17 protein-coding genes and 2 tRNA genes are annotated in these 16,687 nt (G+C 66.0%); 4 read left to right on the top strand and 15 right to left on the bottom strand.

Annotated features, from left to right (window positions below; translation table 11 throughout):
• Positions 1 to 12: 12 nt before the first annotated feature.
• A complete protein-coding gene (gene dapA, locus LWH48_RS07550; RefSeq protein WP_232912100.1) occupies positions 13 to 897 on the bottom strand; it encodes a 4-hydroxy-tetrahydrodipicolinate synthase in 885 nt (294 codons plus the stop codon).
• A 234-nt stretch (positions 898 to 1,131) separates the two neighbouring features.
• On the opposite strand from dapA, the gene LWH48_RS07545 reads away from it, so the two are divergent.
• Positions 1,132 to 1,620: a peroxiredoxin gene (locus LWH48_RS07545; RefSeq protein WP_232912099.1), complete on the top strand. Its 489-nt coding sequence runs from the start codon at positions 1,132 to 1,134 to the stop codon at positions 1,618 to 1,620.
• 29 nt (positions 1,621 to 1,649) lie between these two features.
• Here the strand turns inward: LWH48_RS07545 and LWH48_RS07540 are convergent, their stop codons facing one another.
• Together LWH48_RS07540 and LWH48_RS07535 are read right to left on the bottom strand one after the other, a co-directional pair.
• A complete protein-coding gene (locus tag LWH48_RS07540) occupies positions 1,650 to 2,750 on the bottom strand; it encodes an AI-2E family transporter (RefSeq protein ID WP_232912098.1) in 1,101 nt (366 codons plus the stop codon).
• Entirely contained in the window at positions 2,747 to 2,995 is a 249-nt protein-coding gene (locus LWH48_RS07535) for a sulfurtransferase TusA family protein (RefSeq protein ID WP_161431203.1), read from the bottom strand. Before LWH48_RS07535 ends, LWH48_RS07540 begins: the two co-directional genes overlap by 4 nt.
• Before the next feature lie 132 nt (positions 2,996 to 3,127).
• Between LWH48_RS07535 and LWH48_RS07530 the strand changes: the two genes are divergently transcribed.
• The gene (locus tag LWH48_RS07530; protein ID WP_232912097.1) at positions 3,128 to 4,594 is read left to right on the top strand and encodes a M48 family metalloprotease; all 1,467 of its coding nucleotides are present in this window, start codon (positions 3,128 to 3,130) and stop codon (positions 4,592 to 4,594) included.
• A gap of 102 nt (positions 4,595 to 4,696) precedes the next feature.
• On the opposite strand, the gene nadA is transcribed toward LWH48_RS07530, so the two are convergent.
• The 6 genes from nadA to LWH48_RS07500 form a co-directional block, all read right to left on the bottom strand.
• Positions 4,697 to 5,725 (bottom strand): quinolinate synthase NadA, encoded by a 1,029-nt coding sequence (gene nadA, locus LWH48_RS07525; protein WP_232912096.1) that lies wholly within the window; start codon positions 5,723 to 5,725, stop codon positions 4,697 to 4,699.
• Positions 5,726 to 5,980: 255 nt separating this feature from the next.
• Positions 5,981 to 6,056: transfer RNA gene (locus LWH48_RS07520), tRNA-Lys, on the bottom strand.
• 28 nt (positions 6,057 to 6,084) lie between these two features.
• Positions 6,085 to 6,160, bottom strand: a tRNA-Lys gene (locus LWH48_RS07515).
• 76 nt (positions 6,161 to 6,236) lie between these two features.
• Complete coding sequence (gene rluB, locus LWH48_RS07510) at positions 6,237 to 7,088, bottom strand: 23S rRNA pseudouridine(2605) synthase RluB (protein ID WP_161431199.1); 852 nt, start codon at positions 7,086 to 7,088, stop codon at positions 6,237 to 6,239.
• Entirely contained in the window at positions 7,085 to 7,954 is an 870-nt protein-coding gene (gene scpB / locus LWH48_RS07505; protein ID WP_232912113.1) for an SMC-Scp complex subunit ScpB, read from the bottom strand. The genes rluB and scpB overlap by 4 nt, the downstream gene beginning before the upstream one ends.
• Positions 7,955 to 7,959: 5 nt before the next feature.
• Positions 7,960 to 8,877, bottom strand: a complete 918-nt coding sequence (locus tag LWH48_RS07500) for a segregation and condensation protein A (RefSeq protein ID WP_442908301.1) — start codon at positions 8,875 to 8,877, stop codon at positions 7,960 to 7,962.
• Positions 8,878 to 9,188: 311 nt separating this feature from the next.
• On the opposite strand from LWH48_RS07500, the gene LWH48_RS07495 reads away from it, so the two are divergent.
• Both LWH48_RS07495 and LWH48_RS07490 read left to right on the top strand, forming a co-directional pair.
• On the top strand, positions 9,189 to 9,392 hold the full coding sequence (locus tag LWH48_RS07495) for a cold-shock protein (protein ID WP_161431197.1): 204 nt from the start codon (positions 9,189 to 9,191) through the stop codon (positions 9,390 to 9,392).
• Positions 9,393 to 9,599: 207 nt separating this feature from the next.
• Entirely contained in the window at positions 9,600 to 10,598 is a 999-nt protein-coding gene (locus LWH48_RS07490) for an NADP-dependent oxidoreductase (protein WP_232912095.1), read from the top strand.
• 56 nt (positions 10,599 to 10,654) lie between these two features.
• Here LWH48_RS07490 and LWH48_RS07485 read toward each other — a convergent pair whose 3' ends face one another.
• The 6 genes from LWH48_RS07485 to guaB all read right to left on the bottom strand — a co-directional run bounded on the left by LWH48_RS07485 (position 10,655) and on the right by guaB (position 16,623).
• Positions 10,655 to 11,131, bottom strand: a complete 477-nt coding sequence (locus tag LWH48_RS07485) for a phosphate-starvation-inducible PsiE family protein (protein WP_232912094.1) — start codon at positions 11,129 to 11,131, stop codon at positions 10,655 to 10,657.
• A 90-nt stretch (positions 11,132 to 11,221) separates the two neighbouring features.
• A complete protein-coding gene (locus tag LWH48_RS07480; protein ID WP_232912093.1) occupies positions 11,222 to 11,896 on the bottom strand; it encodes a glutathione S-transferase family protein in 675 nt (224 codons plus the stop codon).
• Between the two features lie 94 nt (positions 11,897 to 11,990).
• Positions 11,991 to 12,422, bottom strand: coding sequence for a VOC family protein (locus LWH48_RS07475; RefSeq protein WP_232912092.1), 432 nt, complete (start codon positions 12,420 to 12,422; stop codon positions 11,991 to 11,993).
• Positions 12,423 to 12,460: 38 nt separating this feature from the next.
• Complete coding sequence (locus LWH48_RS07470) at positions 12,461 to 13,396, bottom strand: restriction endonuclease (protein WP_232912091.1); 936 nt, start codon at positions 13,394 to 13,396, stop codon at positions 12,461 to 12,463.
• 83 nt (positions 13,397 to 13,479) lie between these two features.
• A complete protein-coding gene (guaA, locus tag LWH48_RS07465) occupies positions 13,480 to 15,057 on the bottom strand; it encodes a glutamine-hydrolyzing GMP synthase (protein WP_232912090.1) in 1,578 nt (525 codons plus the stop codon).
• 96 nt (positions 15,058 to 15,153) lie between these two features.
• Positions 15,154 to 16,623: an IMP dehydrogenase gene (gene guaB / locus LWH48_RS07460; RefSeq protein ID WP_232912089.1), complete on the bottom strand. Its 1,470-nt coding sequence runs from the start codon at positions 16,621 to 16,623 to the stop codon at positions 15,154 to 15,156.
• Between the last annotated feature and the right edge of the window lie 64 nt (positions 16,624 to 16,687).

Raw genomic sequence — 16,687 nt, 5'->3', positions numbered from 1 at the left:
GCGCGACGCCGATCAGTCGTCGATCAGCCCGGCCAGCTGCAGGGCCTCGCTGATGGTGGAGTGGTACTTCTCCGAGAGCCAGGTCAGCGGCAGGCGGATGCCCGGCTCGATCAGGCCCATGCGATGTAGCGCCCACTTGACGGGAATCGGGTTGGACTCGATGCCGAGATTGGTATGCAGCGGCATCAGGCGAGTGTTGAGCTGGTGGGCATGCTCGGCGTCGCCATTCATCGCGGCAGCGCACAGGTCATGCATGGCCCGGGGCGCGACGTTGGCGGTCACCGAGATGTCGCCATGGCCACCCATCAGCATGAAGTCGCAGGCGGTGCCGTCGTCACCCGAATAGAGCATGAAGCCGCTGCCCTTGAGGCGACTGATCAGATCCTCTGCGCGCTCCAGGTTGCCGGTGGCATCCTTGAGGCCGACGATGTTGTCCACTTCGGCGAGGCGCAGCACCGTCTCGTTGTAGAGGTCGGAGCAGGTACGGCCGGGTACGTTATAGAGGATCACCGGCAGCTCGCTACCCTCGGCCACCGCCTTGAAGTGGCGATAGAGCCCCTCCTGAGTCGGCTTGTTGTAGTAGGGACAGACCGACAGGCAGTAGTCCGCCCCCACCTCGCTGGCGTAGCGGGCCAGCTCGACGGCCTCGGAGGTGGCGTTGGCGCCGGTGCCGGCAATCACCGGAATGCGCCCGTCGACCTCCTCCACCACGGCGCGGATCACATCGAAGTGCTCGGCGAAGGACATGGTGGTGGGCTCGCCGGTGGTGCCGGCGGCGACGATGCCATCGGTGCCGTGATCGAGATGGAAGTTCACCAGGCGGCGCAGGGCCTCCCAATCGATATCGCCATTGACCTTCATCGGCGTCGCCAGGGCGACGATGCTTCCCGTGACCATCCTCTCTATCCTCTCGGTTCGACTGCTGCCGGTTCGATTGCCGCGCGCTGCCCCGGCCGCACCGGAGCCAAAACGGGGCAGGACACTGCCCCAAAGGGCAAATGGTACTCAGGCGGCCTGAGCCTGTACAGCGGCGGTGCCACTTTCCCCACGCCCCGCTTTGACAGCCAGGCGACGGTTGCGTGTAATCGACGCCTTGCCACTCTCACCCAGGTTCTCATCCAGGAGGCGTTCATGAGCGTCAGCATCGGCCAACCCATCCCCGACTTCACTGCCCAGGCTACCAGCGACCAGGAGATCACCATGGCCCAGTTCCGCGGCCGCCAGGTGGTGATCTACTTCTACCCCAAGGCCAGCACTCCCGGCTGCACCACCGAGGGCGGCGACTTCCGCGATCGCAAGGCGGACTTCGATACCGCCAACACCGTGATCCTCGGGGTTTCCCGGGACGGTATCCGCGCCCAGGAGAACTTCAAGGCCAAACAGGCATTCAACTTCGACCTCATCTCCGACAAGGACGAGAGCCTGTGCCGGCTTTTCGACGTCATCAAGCTCAAGAAGATGTACGGCAAGGAGCATCTCGGCATCGAACGCAGCACCTTCCTGATCGACAGCGAAGGCAAGCTGGCCCGGGAGTGGCGCGGCGTCAAGGTCAAGGACCACGCCCAGGAGGTACTGGAGGCGGCCCAGGCCCTGAACGACGGCTCTCTCGCCGCAGGCTGACACCCACCAGGGCCGCCCCGAGGCGGCCCTCACTTCTCTGCCGCCACCACACCACCCTCATCCTGCCGGTGGCGCTTGATCCCCCGCGGCCAGGCGTAGACCAGCGCCTTGAGCAGGGTCGCCAGGGGAATCGCGAAGAAGATTCCCCAGAAGCCCCAGATCCCGCCGAAGAACAGTACTGCCACGATGATCGACACCGGGTGCAGGTTGACCGCCTCGGAGAACAGGACCGGCACCAGCACGTTGCCGTCCAGCGCCTGGATGACCCCGTAGGCGACCAGCACATAGAGGAACTCGTCGGTCATGCCGAAGTGGAAGCCGGCCACCGCGGCCACCGGCAGGGTGGCCACCGCCGCCCCGATATAGGGCACCAGCACCGAGAACCCCACCATCACCGAGAGCAGGGCGGTATAGGGCAACCCGAAGAAGGCGAAGGTGAGGAAGGCCACGGTGCCCACGATCATGATCTCGATGAACTTGCCGCGCACATAGTTGGCGATCTGGCTATCCATCTCGTGCCAGATGCGGGTCATCAGGGTCCGCTTGCGGGGCAGCAGCGAAAGGATGAAGTCCACCAGCCGCTCGCGATCCTTGAGCAGGAAGAACACCAGGATCGGCACCAGCACCAGATAGATGATCAACCCCAGAACGTTGCCCAGCGAGGCCAGGGACAGCGTCAGGGCGCGCTGGCCCAACTGGGTCAGTTCGCGACCGGCGGTGGCGATCCAGTTCTGGATCTGGTCCGGGGTGATCAGCTGAGGGTAGCGCGCCTGCAGGTCGTCGAGCAGCTGCTGGCCACTGGCGAACATCCGTGGCGTCTCCTGCACCAGGGTCACCAGCTGGTTCCAGATCAGCGGCATCAGGATGAAGGCCAGCGCCAGCAGCAGGCCCATGAAGCCCAGGAACACCAGAATCACCGCCAGCAGGTGCGGCACATGTCGCCGCTCCAGCCAGCTCACCGCCCCCTGCAGCAGGAAGGCGATCACCAGCGCGGTGAGGAAGGGGGCCAGCATGCGACCCAGGAAGATCACCACTGCGAAGCCCAGTACCAGCACCACCAGCAGGATCACCGCCTCCTCGTCGGAGAGGTAGTGGTCGACCCAGCCCTTGAGCACCGCCCGCAGCGTCATGAGGCGCGCTCCCCGCCCTTGCGGAGCCAATAGTGGTAGACGCCGTCGCGCTCATCCCTGGCCGGCATCTCGTGGACACTCAGTTCGACGTAGCTGGCGAAGTCCTGCCAGGAGCCGGCATCGGTAGCCCTGACCTCGAGAAGCTGGCCGACCTCGAGCCGGGAGAGCGCCTGCTTGGCCTTGAGCAGGGGAAGCGGGCACGGCAGTCCGCAGACGTCGAGCACTTGGTCGGGTTGCAGAGACATGGAGACTCCCGGAAGAATGCAGGATAACGCCGCCGGCGTGCCGGCAGCGGGAACCCTAGGGATTTAAAGGCACTTTGCGGGGCGAATCAATGTCAGAGAGTGGGCCCGCCTCGCCCGAAGGAGAGCTTGTCCATGCTGTCGCGCCACCTCCCCCGCGTTATCGCCCTGGTGATGGGCCTGTCCCTGGCCCTGCCTGCCACCGGCCAGTGGACCGAGCCTGCCTGGGAGAGCGAGGCCGGCCTGCCCAGCCTGTCGAGCCCCGGCAGCCGAGCCGCCGACGGCGAGGAGTACCGGCTGGGGCGTGCCTGGCTGCGCCAGTTCCGCGCCCGCGCCCCGGAGTGGCAGGACCCCCTCGCCCAGGCCTATGTCGAGTCACTGGTATCGCGGCTGGCCCCGCACAGCGGGCTGGGCGGCAGCGAGCTGGTCGTGACCCTGGTCGACAGCCACCGCCTCAACGCCTTCGCGGTGCCGGGCGGCGTGATCGGCGTCAACGCCGGACTGTTTGCCTTCGCCGAGCAGGAGGCGGAGCTGGTCTCGGTACTGGCCCACGAGCTCGGCCACCTCGCCCAGCGCCACTACACCCGCGGCCGGGCCCGTGCCGAACAGACTCAGGTTCCCGCCATGGCTGCCATGCTCGCCGGCATGCTGATCGCCGCTGCAGGCGGGGGCGATGCCGGCATCGGCGTGGCCATGGGCTCCCAGGCAGCTTTCATCCAGGACCAGCTGGCCTACTCGCGGCGCTACGAGCAGGAGGCCGACCGAGTGGGCCTGCAGGTCATGGCTGAGGCAGGCTACGACCCCGAGGCCATGGCCTCGATGTTCCGCGCCATGCAGCGGCTGGCCAGCCTCCAGGGGGGCACACCGCCGGAGTTCCTGCTCACCCACCCTCTCACCGAATCGCGCATCAGCGATACCGCCTCGCGCGCCGCCCAGCTCGCGGGGAAAGGTGGCCGTGAGGACCTGCAGTATCACCTGGTGCGCGCCCGGGCACTGCTGGCGATCCACCTGCGCGACCCCGGCCAGGCCGCCACGCGACTGGGCCAGGGCGCCCCACCCCGGGAGGCGGGTCGCTACCTGGACGCCCTGATCAGCGCCGAGCGAGGCGATACCGCCACGGCGCTGCGCCGGCTCGATGCCCTGGCCCGGGAGCTGCCCGACCTCACCCTGATTCCGGCCTCGGCGGCCGAGCTGGCCTTCGAGGCCGGGCACGCCGATGACGCCATCGAACGCAGCCGGCGCCTGTTGCGCCTGGTCCCGGGGCATGTGCCGACCACCCTTATCCTTGCCGAGGCGCTGCTCCAGCGCGACCCCGACGAGGCCTGGCGGCTGCTGCGCGAGCTGGCCGAGCGGCGCCCCGAGGATCATCGCGTGTTTGCGCTGCTTACCGAGGCCGCAGGACGCAGCGGTCGCGAGGCCCTGGGCCACCTGGCCCGCGCCGAACACCAGCAGCTCACCGGGCGCATCACCGACGCCATCCGCCAGCTGGGCGTGGCCCGCCGGGTGGCCGAACGCGAAGGCAACAACGCCGCCACCGCGCGCATCGAACAGCGCTACGAGGCGTTTCTGGGCTATCGGGAGACACTGGAGGAGTTCCAGTAAGCGCAGGAACAAGCCAACACCCTGATGTGGCCCGCAGCGAAAGAACCCCCGAATGCCTTGGCCTTCGGGGGTTCTTGTCACTCGGCGCTTGCAGCTCGGCACTTACTTCTGGAAGTTGAGCATCCGCTCCAGGGGCTTTAGCGCTGCGCGACGCAACTCGGCGTCGACATGGATCTCGCCGCTGCCGTGACGCAGGGCGTCGGCCAGGTTGTCCAGGGCATTCATCGCCATCCAGGGACAGTGGGCGCAGCTCTTGCAGGTGGCACCATTGCCGGCGGTGGGCGCCTCGAACAGCGTCTTCTCCGGGACCGCCTGCTGCATCTTGAAGAAGATGCCGCGGTCGGTGGCCACGATCAGCTTGTCGTTGGGCAGCTCCTTGGCCGCCTTGATCAGCTGGGAGGTGGAGCCCGCCACGTCCGCCAGCCCCACCACAGCGGCAGGCGATTCCGGATGCACCAGTACCGCGGCCTCCGGATAGAGCGCCTTGAGGTCCTCGACCCCCTGGGCTTTGAACTCCTCGTGAACGATGCAGGCACCGTCCCAGAGCAGCATGTCGGCGCCGGTCTGCTTCTGGATGTAACCGCCCAGGTGCTTGTCCGGGGCCCACAGGATCTTCTCGCCGCGGGCCTGGAGATGCTCGATCACGTCCACGGCGATCGAGGAGGTCACCACCCAGTCGGCACGCGCCTTCACTGCCGCCGAGGTGTTGGCATAGACCACCACGGTGCGGTCGGGGTGCTGGTCGCAGAAGGCGGCGAATTCGTCCGCCGGGCAGCCCAGGTCCAAAGAGCAGGTCGCCTCCAGGGTGGGCATCAGCACGCGCTTCTCCGGCGAGAGGATCTTGGCGGTCTCGCCCATGAAGCGCACCCCGGCCACCACCAGGGTCTCGGCGGGATGGCGGGCGCCGAAGCGGGCCATCTCCAGAGAGTCGGCCACGCAGCCACCGGTCTCCTCGGCGAGCTGCTGGATGGCATCGTCGGTGTAGTAGTGGGCCACCAGGACGGCGTTGTGGGCCTCGAGGAGGCGCTTGATCTCCTCGACACGCGCCTCGTCCTCGGCGGGAATACGGGTAGGGCAGTAAGTGCGGGTCAGGTGCTCGCGCACCTGGGCACGGGAAGTCATGATCGTCATCGTGTCTACCACTGTGACTGGCAGGGGCTCCCCCTGCGTATTACGGGAGCATCACCCCCACGCACTCCGCGTGGCGTGATGCGCCAACGAGCCCGGCCGCGTCTCTCGCCTGCCGGCTCTGGTGATCATTCTAGCCCACAACGCCCGGCAATTGGCCACTCCCGGTCAAGAAATCACCACCTCGGCACATAAAGCCCGACCCGCAGTCGCCCACAGCAAGACGCCCCGACCTCAAGGAGGCCGGGGCGTCTGAATTGGTGGGTCGTGTAGGATTCGAACCTACGACCAATTGGTTAAAAGCCAACTGCTCTACCAACTGAGCTAACGACCCGAGCTTGCGAGCAAGCCAGAGTCCGGAGTGGTGGGTCGTGTAGGATTCGAACCTACGACCAATTGGTTAAAAGCCAACTGCTCTACCAACTGAGCTAACGACCCCTTCCGAACGGGGGCAGATAATACTGGCATGCCCCCGGCCTGGCAAGGATTTTTTTCCTTCTACTGCAGCGAACGATCAGCGCCGGGGCTTGGGCTTGCGCATCGCCTGCACCGGCTTGCGCTTGTGCTTGTCGCGACTCCAGCGATTCTTCTCGTCAGGCGTCAGCTCGGGCACCTTGCGCGTCGGCAGTTCGGCCAGCTCGGCCAGGTCGTCGACCTCCTCCTGGGTAAGCTCCACCCACTCGCCGGCCTTGGCCCGCTTGTCGAGGAAGATGTTGCCGTAGCGCACCCGCTTGAGGCGGCTGACGGTAAGCCCCTGGGACTCCCAGAGCCGACGCACCTCGCGATTGCGCCCCTCCATGATCACCACGTGGAACCAGGTGTTGATGCCCTCGCCACCGAACTCCTGAACGTCGGTGAAACGCGCCGGCCCGTCGTCGAGCATCACGCCCTCGACCATGGCCACCACCTGCTCCTTGGTCACCTCACCCATCACCCGCACGGCGTACTCGCGCTCCACCTGGGTAGAGGGGTGCATCAGGCGGTTGGCCAGTTCCCCATCGGTGGTGAACAGCAGCAGGCCGCTGGTGTTGATGTCGAGGCGCCCGATGGCGATCCAGCGCTCGCCCTTGAGGCGCGGCAGGCGGTCGAACACGGTGCGGCGCCCCTCGGGGTCCTTGCGGGTGCACAGCTCGCCCTCGGGCTTGTTGTACATGATCACCCGCCGCGGCACCTCCTCGGCGGCACGCAGGGTCACCGGACGGCTGTCGAAGAGTACCTTGTCTCGGGTCTCGATGCGGTCGCCCAGGGTCGCCACCTGGCCATTGACCTGGACCCGGCCGGCGGCGATGGCGGTCTCCATCTCGCGGCGCGAGCCAAGCCCGGCACGCGCCAGGACCTTCTGCAGTTTTTCGCTGGTATTGCTCATGAATCGTCGTTCTCACTGGGTGTGGATTCCGTCCCCGGGGCAGCGTCATCGTCGACGCGGCCCCGGGCACGTTCGGACAGGCGAGCCTCGAGATCGGCGAAACTCAACCCTGTCCGCTCGGACGCCGTCCCGGCGTGGTCTGTGTCGGCTTTCCCGGCCGTCGTATCGGGGGTGCCGGCCTCGGCCGACGCCCCCTCTAGTGTAGCGCTACCGGATGCCTCGTCGGCACCCTCCGTCTCGTCACCCTCCTCCGGCGCCGCATCCGCCTGGGCGAGAATCTCGGCCTGGGCCGGCGGCGGCCCCTCCTCCTCGAGCGCCTTCATCGCCTCCGGCTCCTCGAACTCCTTCAGCTCGTGCATGGGCGGCAGCTCGTCGAGGGTCTTGAGGCCGAAGTCATCGAGGAAGCCGCGGGTAGTGGCATAGACCGCCGGCCGCCCGGGCACGTCGCGATGACCCACCACACGGATCCAGCCGCGCTCGAGCAGGGTGCGCATGATCGAGCCGCTCACCGTGACCCCGCGCACCTCCTCGATATCCCCGCGGGTCACCGGCTGGCGGTAGGCGATCAGCGCCAGGGTCTCGAGCAGTGCCCGGGAGTAACGCTGGGGCCGCTCGTCCCACAGCCTCGATACCCAGGGCGACAGCCGTGGACGGATGCGCAGCTGATAGCCCGAGGCGGTCTCGATCAGCTCCATGGCCCCGCGCTCATGGCGGACACCCAGGCGCTCCAGGGCCTCGCGCAGGGCGCGCCGCGGCGGCCGCTCGTGGTCATCGAACAACACCTCAAGGCGCTCCAGGGGCAACGGCTCCCCGGCAGCCAGCAGCGCCGCCTCGAGGATCTCGTCCAGGGCGTCGGGAAACTCCATGGCGGTCACGGCATCCCCTCCTCATGATCCTCCTCGAAGGCGCTCTCCCCCTCGCCCTCCAGATCATCCAGGTCACCTCCCTCGGCGGCAGCGGCCCGGGCACGCACATGCAGTGGCGACAGGGGCGCGTTCTGGACGATCTCGATCATCGCCTCCTTGGCCAGTTCGAGGATCGCCATGAAGGTGACCACCACCCCGGCGCGCCCCTCCTCCAGGGAGAACAGCGCCTCGAAGGGCGTGAAACGTCCACCCTCGAGCCGCTCCATGATCGCCAGCATGCGCTCGCGGGTCGAGAGCACCTCGCGGCTGATCTGGTGGGTCTGATTGAGCTCGGCACGGCGCAGGATACCGGCCAGGGCCCCCAGCAGCTGATCCAGCCCCACATCGGGGTGGATCACACGACTCTCCAGCGGCGGCAGTGCCGCCCGGGCCGGGAACCAGTCGCGCCCCAGGCGCGGCAGCTCGGCCAGCGATTCGGCGGCATTCTTGAGCCGCTCGTACTCCTGCAGGCGGCGAATGAGCTCGGCCCGGGGATCCTCCTCCTCATCGTCACCCCCCTCCTTCGGCGGGCGCGGCAGCAGGGTGCGCGACTTGATCTCGGCCAGCATCGCCGCCATCAGCAGGTACTCCCCGGCCAGCTCGATCTCCATGGCCTTCATCAGCTCCACGTACTCGATGTACTGGCGGGTGATGGCGGCCACGTCGATGGCCAGGATATCCAGGTTCTGGCGACGGATCAGATAGAGCAGCAGGTCGAGGGGCCCCTCGAAGGCCTCGAGGAACACGCGCAGCGCCTCCGGCGGGATATACAGGTCCTCCGGCAGCTCGGTGATCGGCTCGTCGAACAGCCTGCCGAGCACCCCGGCGGGGCCGGCATCGACAGCGGTCTGTGCGAGGCTGGTGGTATCGGGGGTAGCGCTCACGCGGCGTGCCTCTCCGGGGACGCAGGATCAACGGCGAAGTCTAGCAAGAGCATGCCCATGGAAACAGCATGATCGCGGTTCAGGAACCACCGGCGGGGCGGCCACTGCCTGCCCCCCCGAAAAATAAATCACGAAAGCCTTTGACCCGAGCCGCCAGGAATGAGACTGTAGCGTCAGTAGGTTGGCAAGCAGCATGGTTTCAGCAGCATTCGAATTCTTTCGACCGCCTGTATGATCATTCTTGTTTTACCCGCTATACATCTGGGTGACACCAGGAACTTTGCAAGGCGCTAAGCGCGAAAGGATTTAACATGACGACTGGTACCGTGAAGTGGTTCAACGATTCTAAAGGCTTCGGCTTCATCTCTCCGTCCGACGGCGGTGATGACGTCTTCGCCCATTTCTCCGAAATTCAGGCTGACGGCTTCAAGTCCCTGCAGGAAGGTCAAAGCGTCTCCTTTGACGTGACCCAGGGCAAGAAGGGCCTTCAGGCCTCGAACATCAAGCCGCTCTGATCCCCGATCAGAAACGCTGACGAACCCCAGGGTTCGTGCAACAGGGCTCGCTTCGGCGGGCCCTGTTTCGTTGTGTGCCTGCCCTGCGGCCTGCCAGCGCATTGCCCTAGACGCCCATGATCTCCCGCCGATCCTCGGCGAAATTGACGTGCGCCCTCTTCGTTGGCATAGACTGGCGGGCTACTCATCACGTGAAGGAACGACACCATGCAGTCACGCTACTTCACCATCAACGGCTTCCCGCAGGGTACGCCGGGACGCGAGCTTTTCGAGTTGCACGAGGCAGAGTTGCCCGCCCTGACCGAGGGCGAGGTGCGCATCCGCAACACCTGGCTGTCGGTGGACCCCTATATGCGCGGGCGCATGAGCGGCGTAACGACCTACATCGCCCCCTTCACCATCGGCGAGCCGCTGGAAGGCGCCGCGGTGGGCGAGGTGATCGAGTCGCGCCACGCGCGCCTGGCGGTGGGCGACAAGGTCCGGCATATGGCGGGCTGGCGCGATATCGCCCAGCTGCCCGGCGAGGAAGTGGAACCACTTCCGGGGATCGAGGTACCCGAGCAGGCCTACCTGGGCGTGCTCGGCATGCCGGGCATGACCGCCTGGACAGGCCTTAACCGGATCGCCGAGATGAAAGACGGTGACAACGTGCTGGTCAGCGGCGCCGCCGGCGCGGTGGGATCGCTTGCCGTGCAGCTGGCCAAGGCCAGGGGCGGCACCGTGGTCGGCATCGCCGGGTCCCCCGAAAAGCTCGAGTGGCTGGAGTCCCACGGCATCAAGGCGGTGAGCTACCGGGACAGGGACACCGCCCAGCTCACCGAGGCACTGCAGGGCGCCTGCCCTGAGGGATTCGACGTCTACTACGAGAACGTCGGCGGCACCTGCCTGGAAGCAGCGCTGAACACCCTCAAGGTCGGCGCGCGCATCGCCGTCTGCGGAATGATTGCCCGCTACAACGAGGAATCACCGAGCGCCGGTCCCGGCAACCTGGCGATGATTCTGATCCGCCGCGCCCGCATGCAGGGTTTCATCATCTTCGATCACTGGGACGACTATCCGCGCTTCCTGGAGGAAGTCGGCCCCCTGGTCGCCAATGGCGAGATCGACTACACGGAGACCATCGAGGAGGGCCTGGAGCATACCCCCGACGCCTTCCTGTCCCTGTTCGAAGGCGCCAATACCGGCAAGATGCTGGTCAGGCTCTGAGCACTCGCGCCCTCTGCACATCCACTGGCCGATGGGCTGGCGCTGATCGCCGGCACCTAATTCTCCTTGCCCACCAGCCAGTGGGTCACGCCTAGCGCCAGCACCACGGCGGCTATCGCCAGCATCTGCTGTGCCGTGACGGTGGCGATATCCAGGATGATTACCTTCCGGGCTATCGCCATCAACGCCGTGGCCACCACCAGCCGGATGGGCAGGAGGTTGGTGCCCAGGTAAAGGCGGATATTGATGAAGATCTCGACGGCGATCAGCACCACCATGAAGGCGCCGAAGATGACGAAGATATCGCTGACCTCGAACAGCATCACCGGCGGTGCCATGAAGCGCGAGTAGAGCACGTAGATCACGTCCAGCACGCCCCAGATGATCACCAGCACCATCAGCACCGCCAGCACCTTGATGGCGAAGCGGATGACCAGGTGCAGCCGGCGGATCAGCGGGTCCTCATGCTCCTTGGGAAGCTCGTCATGCAGCAGTTGGGGCCCGTGGTTGAGGTCATCATCTTGCCGTTCCATCGTGGTCTCTCCCGATAGCCCCGCAGCGGGGCCCGTCCATTGATGCCCGGCCACACGGCGCTGTCAATCGATGCCTGCTCCCTCAAGACCTCAGAAAGACCTGCCCGTCGCCATGGCCGGCTCGGGCGAGACGCCCTGGGCCAGGGCCGCCTCTCGCTCCACGGCCAGGGCACGACGAAAGGCCGGGCGTCGCTGCAGGCGCTCCCAATAGGCGGAAACGGCAGGCTTGAAGCGCTCGCTCAGGCCGACATGGCTGGCCAGGAGCAGCGCATAGCCAACCGAGACATCGGCGGCGGTGAAACGTCCCGCGCACAGGAAGGGCTCACGCTCGAGTCGAGGCTCCAGTGTGCGCAGGCGGGAAAGGCACCAGCGAGCATAGTCCTCCACCACCTGGGGCTGGCGGCGCTCCGGCGGCTCGAACTGGCCGTAGCGCAGCACCAGGGTCTGGGGGAAGGTCAGGGTCGCCTCGCCGAAGTGCAGGAAGTTCAGGTAGTCGCCATAGGCCGGTTCACCCGGCGCCACCTCCAGCCCCGCTTCGGGCAGCCTCGAGGCTAGGTACTGGCAGATGGCCGCGGACTCGGTCATGGCCACCTCACCGTCGAAGAGTGCCGGCACGGTGCCCAGCGGGTTGATCTCGAGGAAGGCCTCGTCATGCACCCGGGGCGGGAAGGCGTGCATCACCAGCTCATAGGGTAGCCCCAGCTCCTCGAGCAGCCACAGGGGACGGAAGGAGCGTGCGCTGACGCAGTGGTGGAGTTTGATCATGGCGGTATCCTGGCAACGGTCTTCCGGTCATGGTGCCCCGAACACCGCGGGTCGCGAAAGCCCCACATACGCCTTAACCGGCCAGCGCCGGCACTCAACTGAGCCGGGTATTGCCCTCGGCATCGAGGGGAAAGCCAGGGTTGTACGCCACCTCCCAGAGGTGGCCATCGGGGTCGGCGAAATAGCCGGAATAGCCGGAATAGCCGCCCCACTCTGCCCGGCTGGCCGGCTTGACGATCCGCCCACCGGCACGCTCGGCCTCGCTCAGCACCGCGTCGACCTCGGCCTCGTCACGTACGTTATGCGCCAGGGTAATACCGGCGAAGCCGCTGCTCGTCTCCGTCACGCCGGCATCATGAGCCAGGGCAGTGAGGGGATAGAGCGACAGGATCAGGCCGTTGAGCTGGAAGAAAACCACCTCGTCGCCCACCGCCATGCCCGCCTGCCAACCCAGCCCCTCATAGAAACGCCGCGCCTGCGCCAGGTCGGCGACGCCCAGAGTGATCAGACTGATGCGCTGTTCCATCACAGGCCCTCCCTCCCCACAGGTGAGAGCTAAGACTGCTACTCCTCGATAAAGTAGTCAGTATCCAGACGCTTGATCACGTAGCGCTCGACCGGCGAGACGCCCACATCATGGTCGATCATCAGGCGGGCCAGACGATGTCCATCGATCAGCACGATCCGATTGTCGATCATCGACGCGTACTCACGCGCCTCGCGGGTGAAGCTCGAGGTGGTTATGAAGACACCCTTCTTGGCACGCCGCCCTTGGAGGGCGCCGGCAAACTTCTGGATCTCGGGGCGCCCGACCACGCCTTCCCAGCGCTTAGCCTGCAGATAGATAACGTCCAGGCCGAGAGGATCCTCGTCGATGATTCCATCGATGCCGCCATCGCCGCTCTGACCAACCGCACGCCCCGCACCGAGGCGCTCACCGCCGTATCCCATGGCGATCAGCACATCTACCACCAACTGTTCGAAGAACGAGGGCGAGACCTGCTTGATCTGGTCCGCCACTTCAGACTCCAGGTTCTCCTGAATCTCATTCCATGCGTTGGCAAGCGATTCTTCTGGCGTCTGGCCCTCGTCTTCAAGATCGGGGGTGGACTGCTTTGCTGTCTCGCCATTGATATTCGAACTTTCGTTGCTACTGCGCTGGTTACGAAACTCCCGAAAGGCCTCGAACTGCATCAAGTAATTCAAAGTAATGCGATCTGGCGCATCCGCCAGGACCTTTTGCCCCTGAGGGGTGATGGCATAGACACCTCGACGCCGAGGCTCCAGAAGGCCTGCTTTCTTCAGATGGGTAACAGCCCACGCGACACGGTTACGGAAAAGCCGGACTCGGCCGCTGGGCAATAGCTGCTCTCTTTCTTCCTCCGTAAGCCGAAACTGATCAGCCAACACCGGGTGAGTTTCCTTCATCGAGCGCTCCTGAGCACCCGCCGCAAATTCGAGCACCGGACGCATCAGCGTCTGAAAATCCGGTATTGCCATGCTGTCACCTCCCTGTGTGGGCCGGATACACGAAGGGCCCGCCGATGGCGGGCCCTTCCTAGCCTACCGGATCGCCGGGGCGATCACTCCCACTCGATGGTAGCCGGCGGCTTGCTCGAGACGTCGTAGGTCACGCGGGAGACGCCGCTGATCTCGTTGATGATGCGGTTGGAGACTGTCTCCAGCAGCTCATAGGGCAGATGGGCCCAGCGGGCGGTCATGAAGTCGATGGTCTCCACGGCGCGCAGGGCGATGACCCACTCGTAGCGGCGGGCATCGCCGACCACGCCGACGGACTTGACCGGCAGGAAGACCGCGAAGGCCTGGCTGGTCTTGTGGTACCAGTCGGCGCGGTGCAGTTCCTCGATGAAGATGGCGTCGGCCTCGCGCAGGATGTCGGCGTACTCCTTCTTCACCTCGCCGAGGATGCGCACGCCCAGGCCCGGCCCCGGGAAGGGGTGGCGGTAGACCATGTCGTAGGGCAGGCCGAGCTCGACACCGAGCTTGCGCACCTCATCCTTGAACAGCTCGCGCAACGGTTCGACCAGTTTGAGCTTCATGGTCTCGGGCAGGCCACCCACATTGTGGTGCGACTTGATCACGTGCGCCTTGCCGGTCTTGGCGGCGGCGGACTCGATCACGTCCGGATAGATGGTCCCCTGGGCCAGGAAGTCCACACCCTCGATCTTGGCGGCCTCGGCGTCGAACACGTCGATGAAGGTGTTGCCGATGATCTTGCGCTTGGCCTCGGGGTCGGCCTCGCCCTTCAGCTTGTCGAGGAACAGGTCCTCGGCGTCCACGCGGATCACCTTCACGCCCATGTGGCGGGCGAAGGTCTCCATCACCTGGTCGCCCTCGGCCTTGCGCAGCAGGCCGTTGTCGACGAACACACAGGTCAGCTGGTCACCGATCGCCTTGTGCAGCAGCGCCGCCACCACCGAGGAATCCACGCCGCCGGAGAGGCCGAGCAGCACATGGCGGTCACCCACCTGGTCGCGCACCCGGGTGATCTGGTCCTCGATGATCTGGGCCGGGGTCCAGTTGCACTCGGCCTGGCAGATGTCGATCACGAAGTGCTCGAGGATGCGCTGGCCCTGCAGGGTATGGGTCACCTCGGGGTGGAACTGCACGCCATAGAAGCGCTTCTCCTCCCAGGCCATGGCGGCAATGGGGCAGCTCGGCGTGGAGGCGGTGACGGTGAAGGCGTCGGGCACGCGGGAGACCTTGTCGCCGTGGCTCATCCAGACGTCGAGCAGGTTGCGGCCGGTCTCGTGGTCGATATGGTCCGAGATGTCGCGGAACAGCGCCGTCTCGGCGTCGAGGCGGATCTGGGCATAGCCGAACTCATGGACATGGGAGCCCTCCACGGCGCCGCCGAGCTGCTCGGCCATGGTCTGCATGCCATAGCAGATGCCCAGCACTGGTAGGCCCATCTCGAACACGCACGCCGGGGCACGGGGCGAGTCGAGCTCGGTGACGGATTCCGGGCCGCCGGCGAGGATGATGCCGTTGGGGGCGTACTCGCGGATCTCGGCCTCGCTGATGTCGAAGGCGCGAACCTCGGAGTAGACACCGATCTCGCGCACCCGGCGGGCGATCAGCTGGGTGTACTGGGAGCCGAAGTCGAGGATCAGGATCTTGTGGGCGTGAATGTCGGTCATCTGGCCTTTCCTTTGAGAGGCGAACGGCCCGGAAACACGAAAGCTGGAAGCGGCGCGGCCACTTCCAGCTTCAAGCCTCCCGGCGTCAAGCGTGTATCAACCCGCGCGGTAGTTGGGGGCTTCCTTGGTGATCTGCACGTCGTGCACATGGGATTCGGCGAAGCCGGCACCGGTGATCTGCACGAACTGCGGCTTGGTGCGCATCTCCTGAACGTCGCGGCAGCCGGTGTAGCCCATGGAGGCACGCAGGCCGCCCATCAGCTGATGGACGATGGCGCCCATCATGCCCTTGTAGGGTACGCGGCCCTCGATGCCTTCCGGCACCAGCTTCTCGGCGCCCGCATCCTTGTCCTGGAAGTAGCGATCGGCGCTGCCCTGGGTCTGGGACATGGCACCCATGGAGCCCATGCCGCGGTAGGCCTTGTAGGTACGCCCCTGGTAGAGCTCGATCTCGCCGGGGGCCTCCTCGGTGCCGGCAAGCAGGCCGCCCACCATCACCGCACTGGCCCCGGCCGCCACGGCCTTGGCCAGGTCACCGGAGAAGCGGATGCCGCCGTCGGCGATCAGCGGGATATCGTAGGCGGCGAGCGCCGCGGCCACGTTGGAGACGGCGGTGATCTGCGGCACGCCGACACCGGCGACGATGCGGGTGGTGCAGATGGAACCGGGGCCGATGCCCACCTTGACGGCGTCGGCACCGGCCTCGGCCAGATCCTTCGCCGCCTCGGCGGTGGCGATGTTGCCGCCGATCACCTGGACCTGCGGGAAGTGCTCCTTGGCCCAGCGCACCCGCTCGATCACGCCCTTGGAATGGCCATGGGCGGTATCGATCACCACCACGTCGACGCCGGCCTCGGCCAGGGCGGCGATGCGGTCCGGTGTCTCGAGGCCGGTGCCCACGGCGGCGCCGACCAGCAGGCGGCCATCGGCGTCCTTGGCGGCATTGGGGAAGGTGCGCGCCTTCTCGATATCCTGAAAGGTGACCAGGCCACGCAGGCGGAAGGCGTCATCCACCACCAGCATCTTCTCGATGCGGTGCTCCTGCATCTTGCCCTTGATCACGGCGAGCTCGGTGCCGACCGGCACGGTGACTAGCTTCTCGGCGGGGGTCATGATGTCGGCCACGCTGTCGCCGTGGTTGGGCTGGAAGCGCATGTCACGCTCGGTGACGATGCCCACCAGGGTCTCGCCCTCCACCACCGGGAAACCCGAGAAGCCGTGCTCCTCGGCCATGGCCAGCAGATCCTCGAGCTTGGCCTTGGGGCTCACGGTGACCGGGTCCTTGACGATCACGCTCTCATGCTTCTTGACCTTGCGCACCTCGGCCGCCTGGTGGGCGATGGTCATGCTCTTGTGGATGATGCCGATGCCCCCCTCCTGGGCCATGGCGATGGCCAGGCGGGCTTCGGTCACGGTATCCATGGCGGCGGAGACCAGCGGGATATTGAGGTAGAGGTCGCGGGTCAGTCGGGTCCGCAGGCTGACGTCCTTGGGCAGGACATCGGAGTAACCGGGCACGAGGAGGACGTCATCGAACGTCAGGGCTTCTTGGGCCATACGTAGCATATCGGCAACACCCAGTGAGCTGGTGGGAAGAAGGGGCAGGTGAAGTTAATCAACCATTATAACG

Source organism: Halomonas sp. G15, assembly GCF_021282295.1.
Classification (GTDB): Bacteria; Pseudomonadota; Gammaproteobacteria; order Pseudomonadales; family Halomonadaceae; genus Halomonas; species Halomonas alimentaria.
Note: the sequence above shows the minus strand (reverse complement) of the source record. Positions and strands in the feature narration are given on the sequence as shown.

What these genes read in the sequence shown, in the direction of transcription:
- dapA (WP_232912100.1), bottom strand. Translation starts at nt 897, where the DNA reads ATGGTCACGGGAAGCATCGTCGCCCTGGCGACGCCGATGAAGGTCAAT.
- LWH48_RS07545 (WP_232912099.1), top strand. Translation starts at nt 1,132, where the DNA reads ATGAGCGTCAGCATCGGCCAACCCATCCCCGACTTCACTGCCCAGGCT.
- LWH48_RS07540 (WP_232912098.1), bottom strand. Translation starts at nt 2,750, where the DNA reads ATGACGCTGCGGGCGGTGCTCAAGGGCTGGGTCGACCACTACCTCTCC.
- LWH48_RS07535 (WP_161431203.1), bottom strand. Translation starts at nt 2,995, where the DNA reads ATGTCTCTGCAACCCGACCAAGTGCTCGACGTCTGCGGACTGCCGTGC.
- LWH48_RS07530 (WP_232912097.1), top strand. Translation starts at nt 3,128, where the DNA reads ATGCTGTCGCGCCACCTCCCCCGCGTTATCGCCCTGGTGATGGGCCTG.
- nadA (WP_232912096.1), bottom strand. Translation starts at nt 5,725, where the DNA reads ATGACGATCATGACTTCCCGTGCCCAGGTGCGCGAGCACCTGACCCGC.
- rluB (WP_161431199.1), bottom strand. Translation starts at nt 7,088, where the DNA reads ATGAGCAATACCAGCGAAAAACTGCAGAAGGTCCTGGCGCGTGCCGGG.
- scpB (WP_232912113.1), bottom strand. Translation starts at nt 7,954, where the DNA reads ATGGAGTTTCCCGACGCCCTGGACGAGATCCTCGAGGCGGCGCTGCTG.
- LWH48_RS07495 (WP_161431197.1), top strand. Translation starts at nt 9,189, where the DNA reads ATGACGACTGGTACCGTGAAGTGGTTCAACGATTCTAAAGGCTTCGGC.
- LWH48_RS07490 (WP_232912095.1), top strand. Translation starts at nt 9,600, where the DNA reads ATGCAGTCACGCTACTTCACCATCAACGGCTTCCCGCAGGGTACGCCG.
- LWH48_RS07485 (WP_232912094.1), bottom strand. Translation starts at nt 11,131, where the DNA reads ATGGAACGGCAAGATGATGACCTCAACCACGGGCCCCAACTGCTGCAT.
- LWH48_RS07480 (WP_232912093.1), bottom strand. Translation starts at nt 11,896, where the DNA reads ATGATCAAACTCCACCACTGCGTCAGCGCACGCTCCTTCCGTCCCCTG.
- LWH48_RS07475 (WP_232912092.1), bottom strand. Translation starts at nt 12,422, where the DNA reads ATGGAACAGCGCATCAGTCTGATCACTCTGGGCGTCGCCGACCTGGCG.
- LWH48_RS07470 (WP_232912091.1), bottom strand. Translation starts at nt 13,396, where the DNA reads ATGGCAATACCGGATTTTCAGACGCTGATGCGTCCGGTGCTCGAATTT.
- guaA (WP_232912090.1), bottom strand. Translation starts at nt 15,057, where the DNA reads ATGACCGACATTCACGCCCACAAGATCCTGATCCTCGACTTCGGCTCC.
- guaB (WP_232912089.1), bottom strand. Translation starts at nt 16,623, where the DNA reads ATGCTACGTATGGCCCAAGAAGCCCTGACGTTCGATGACGTCCTCCTC.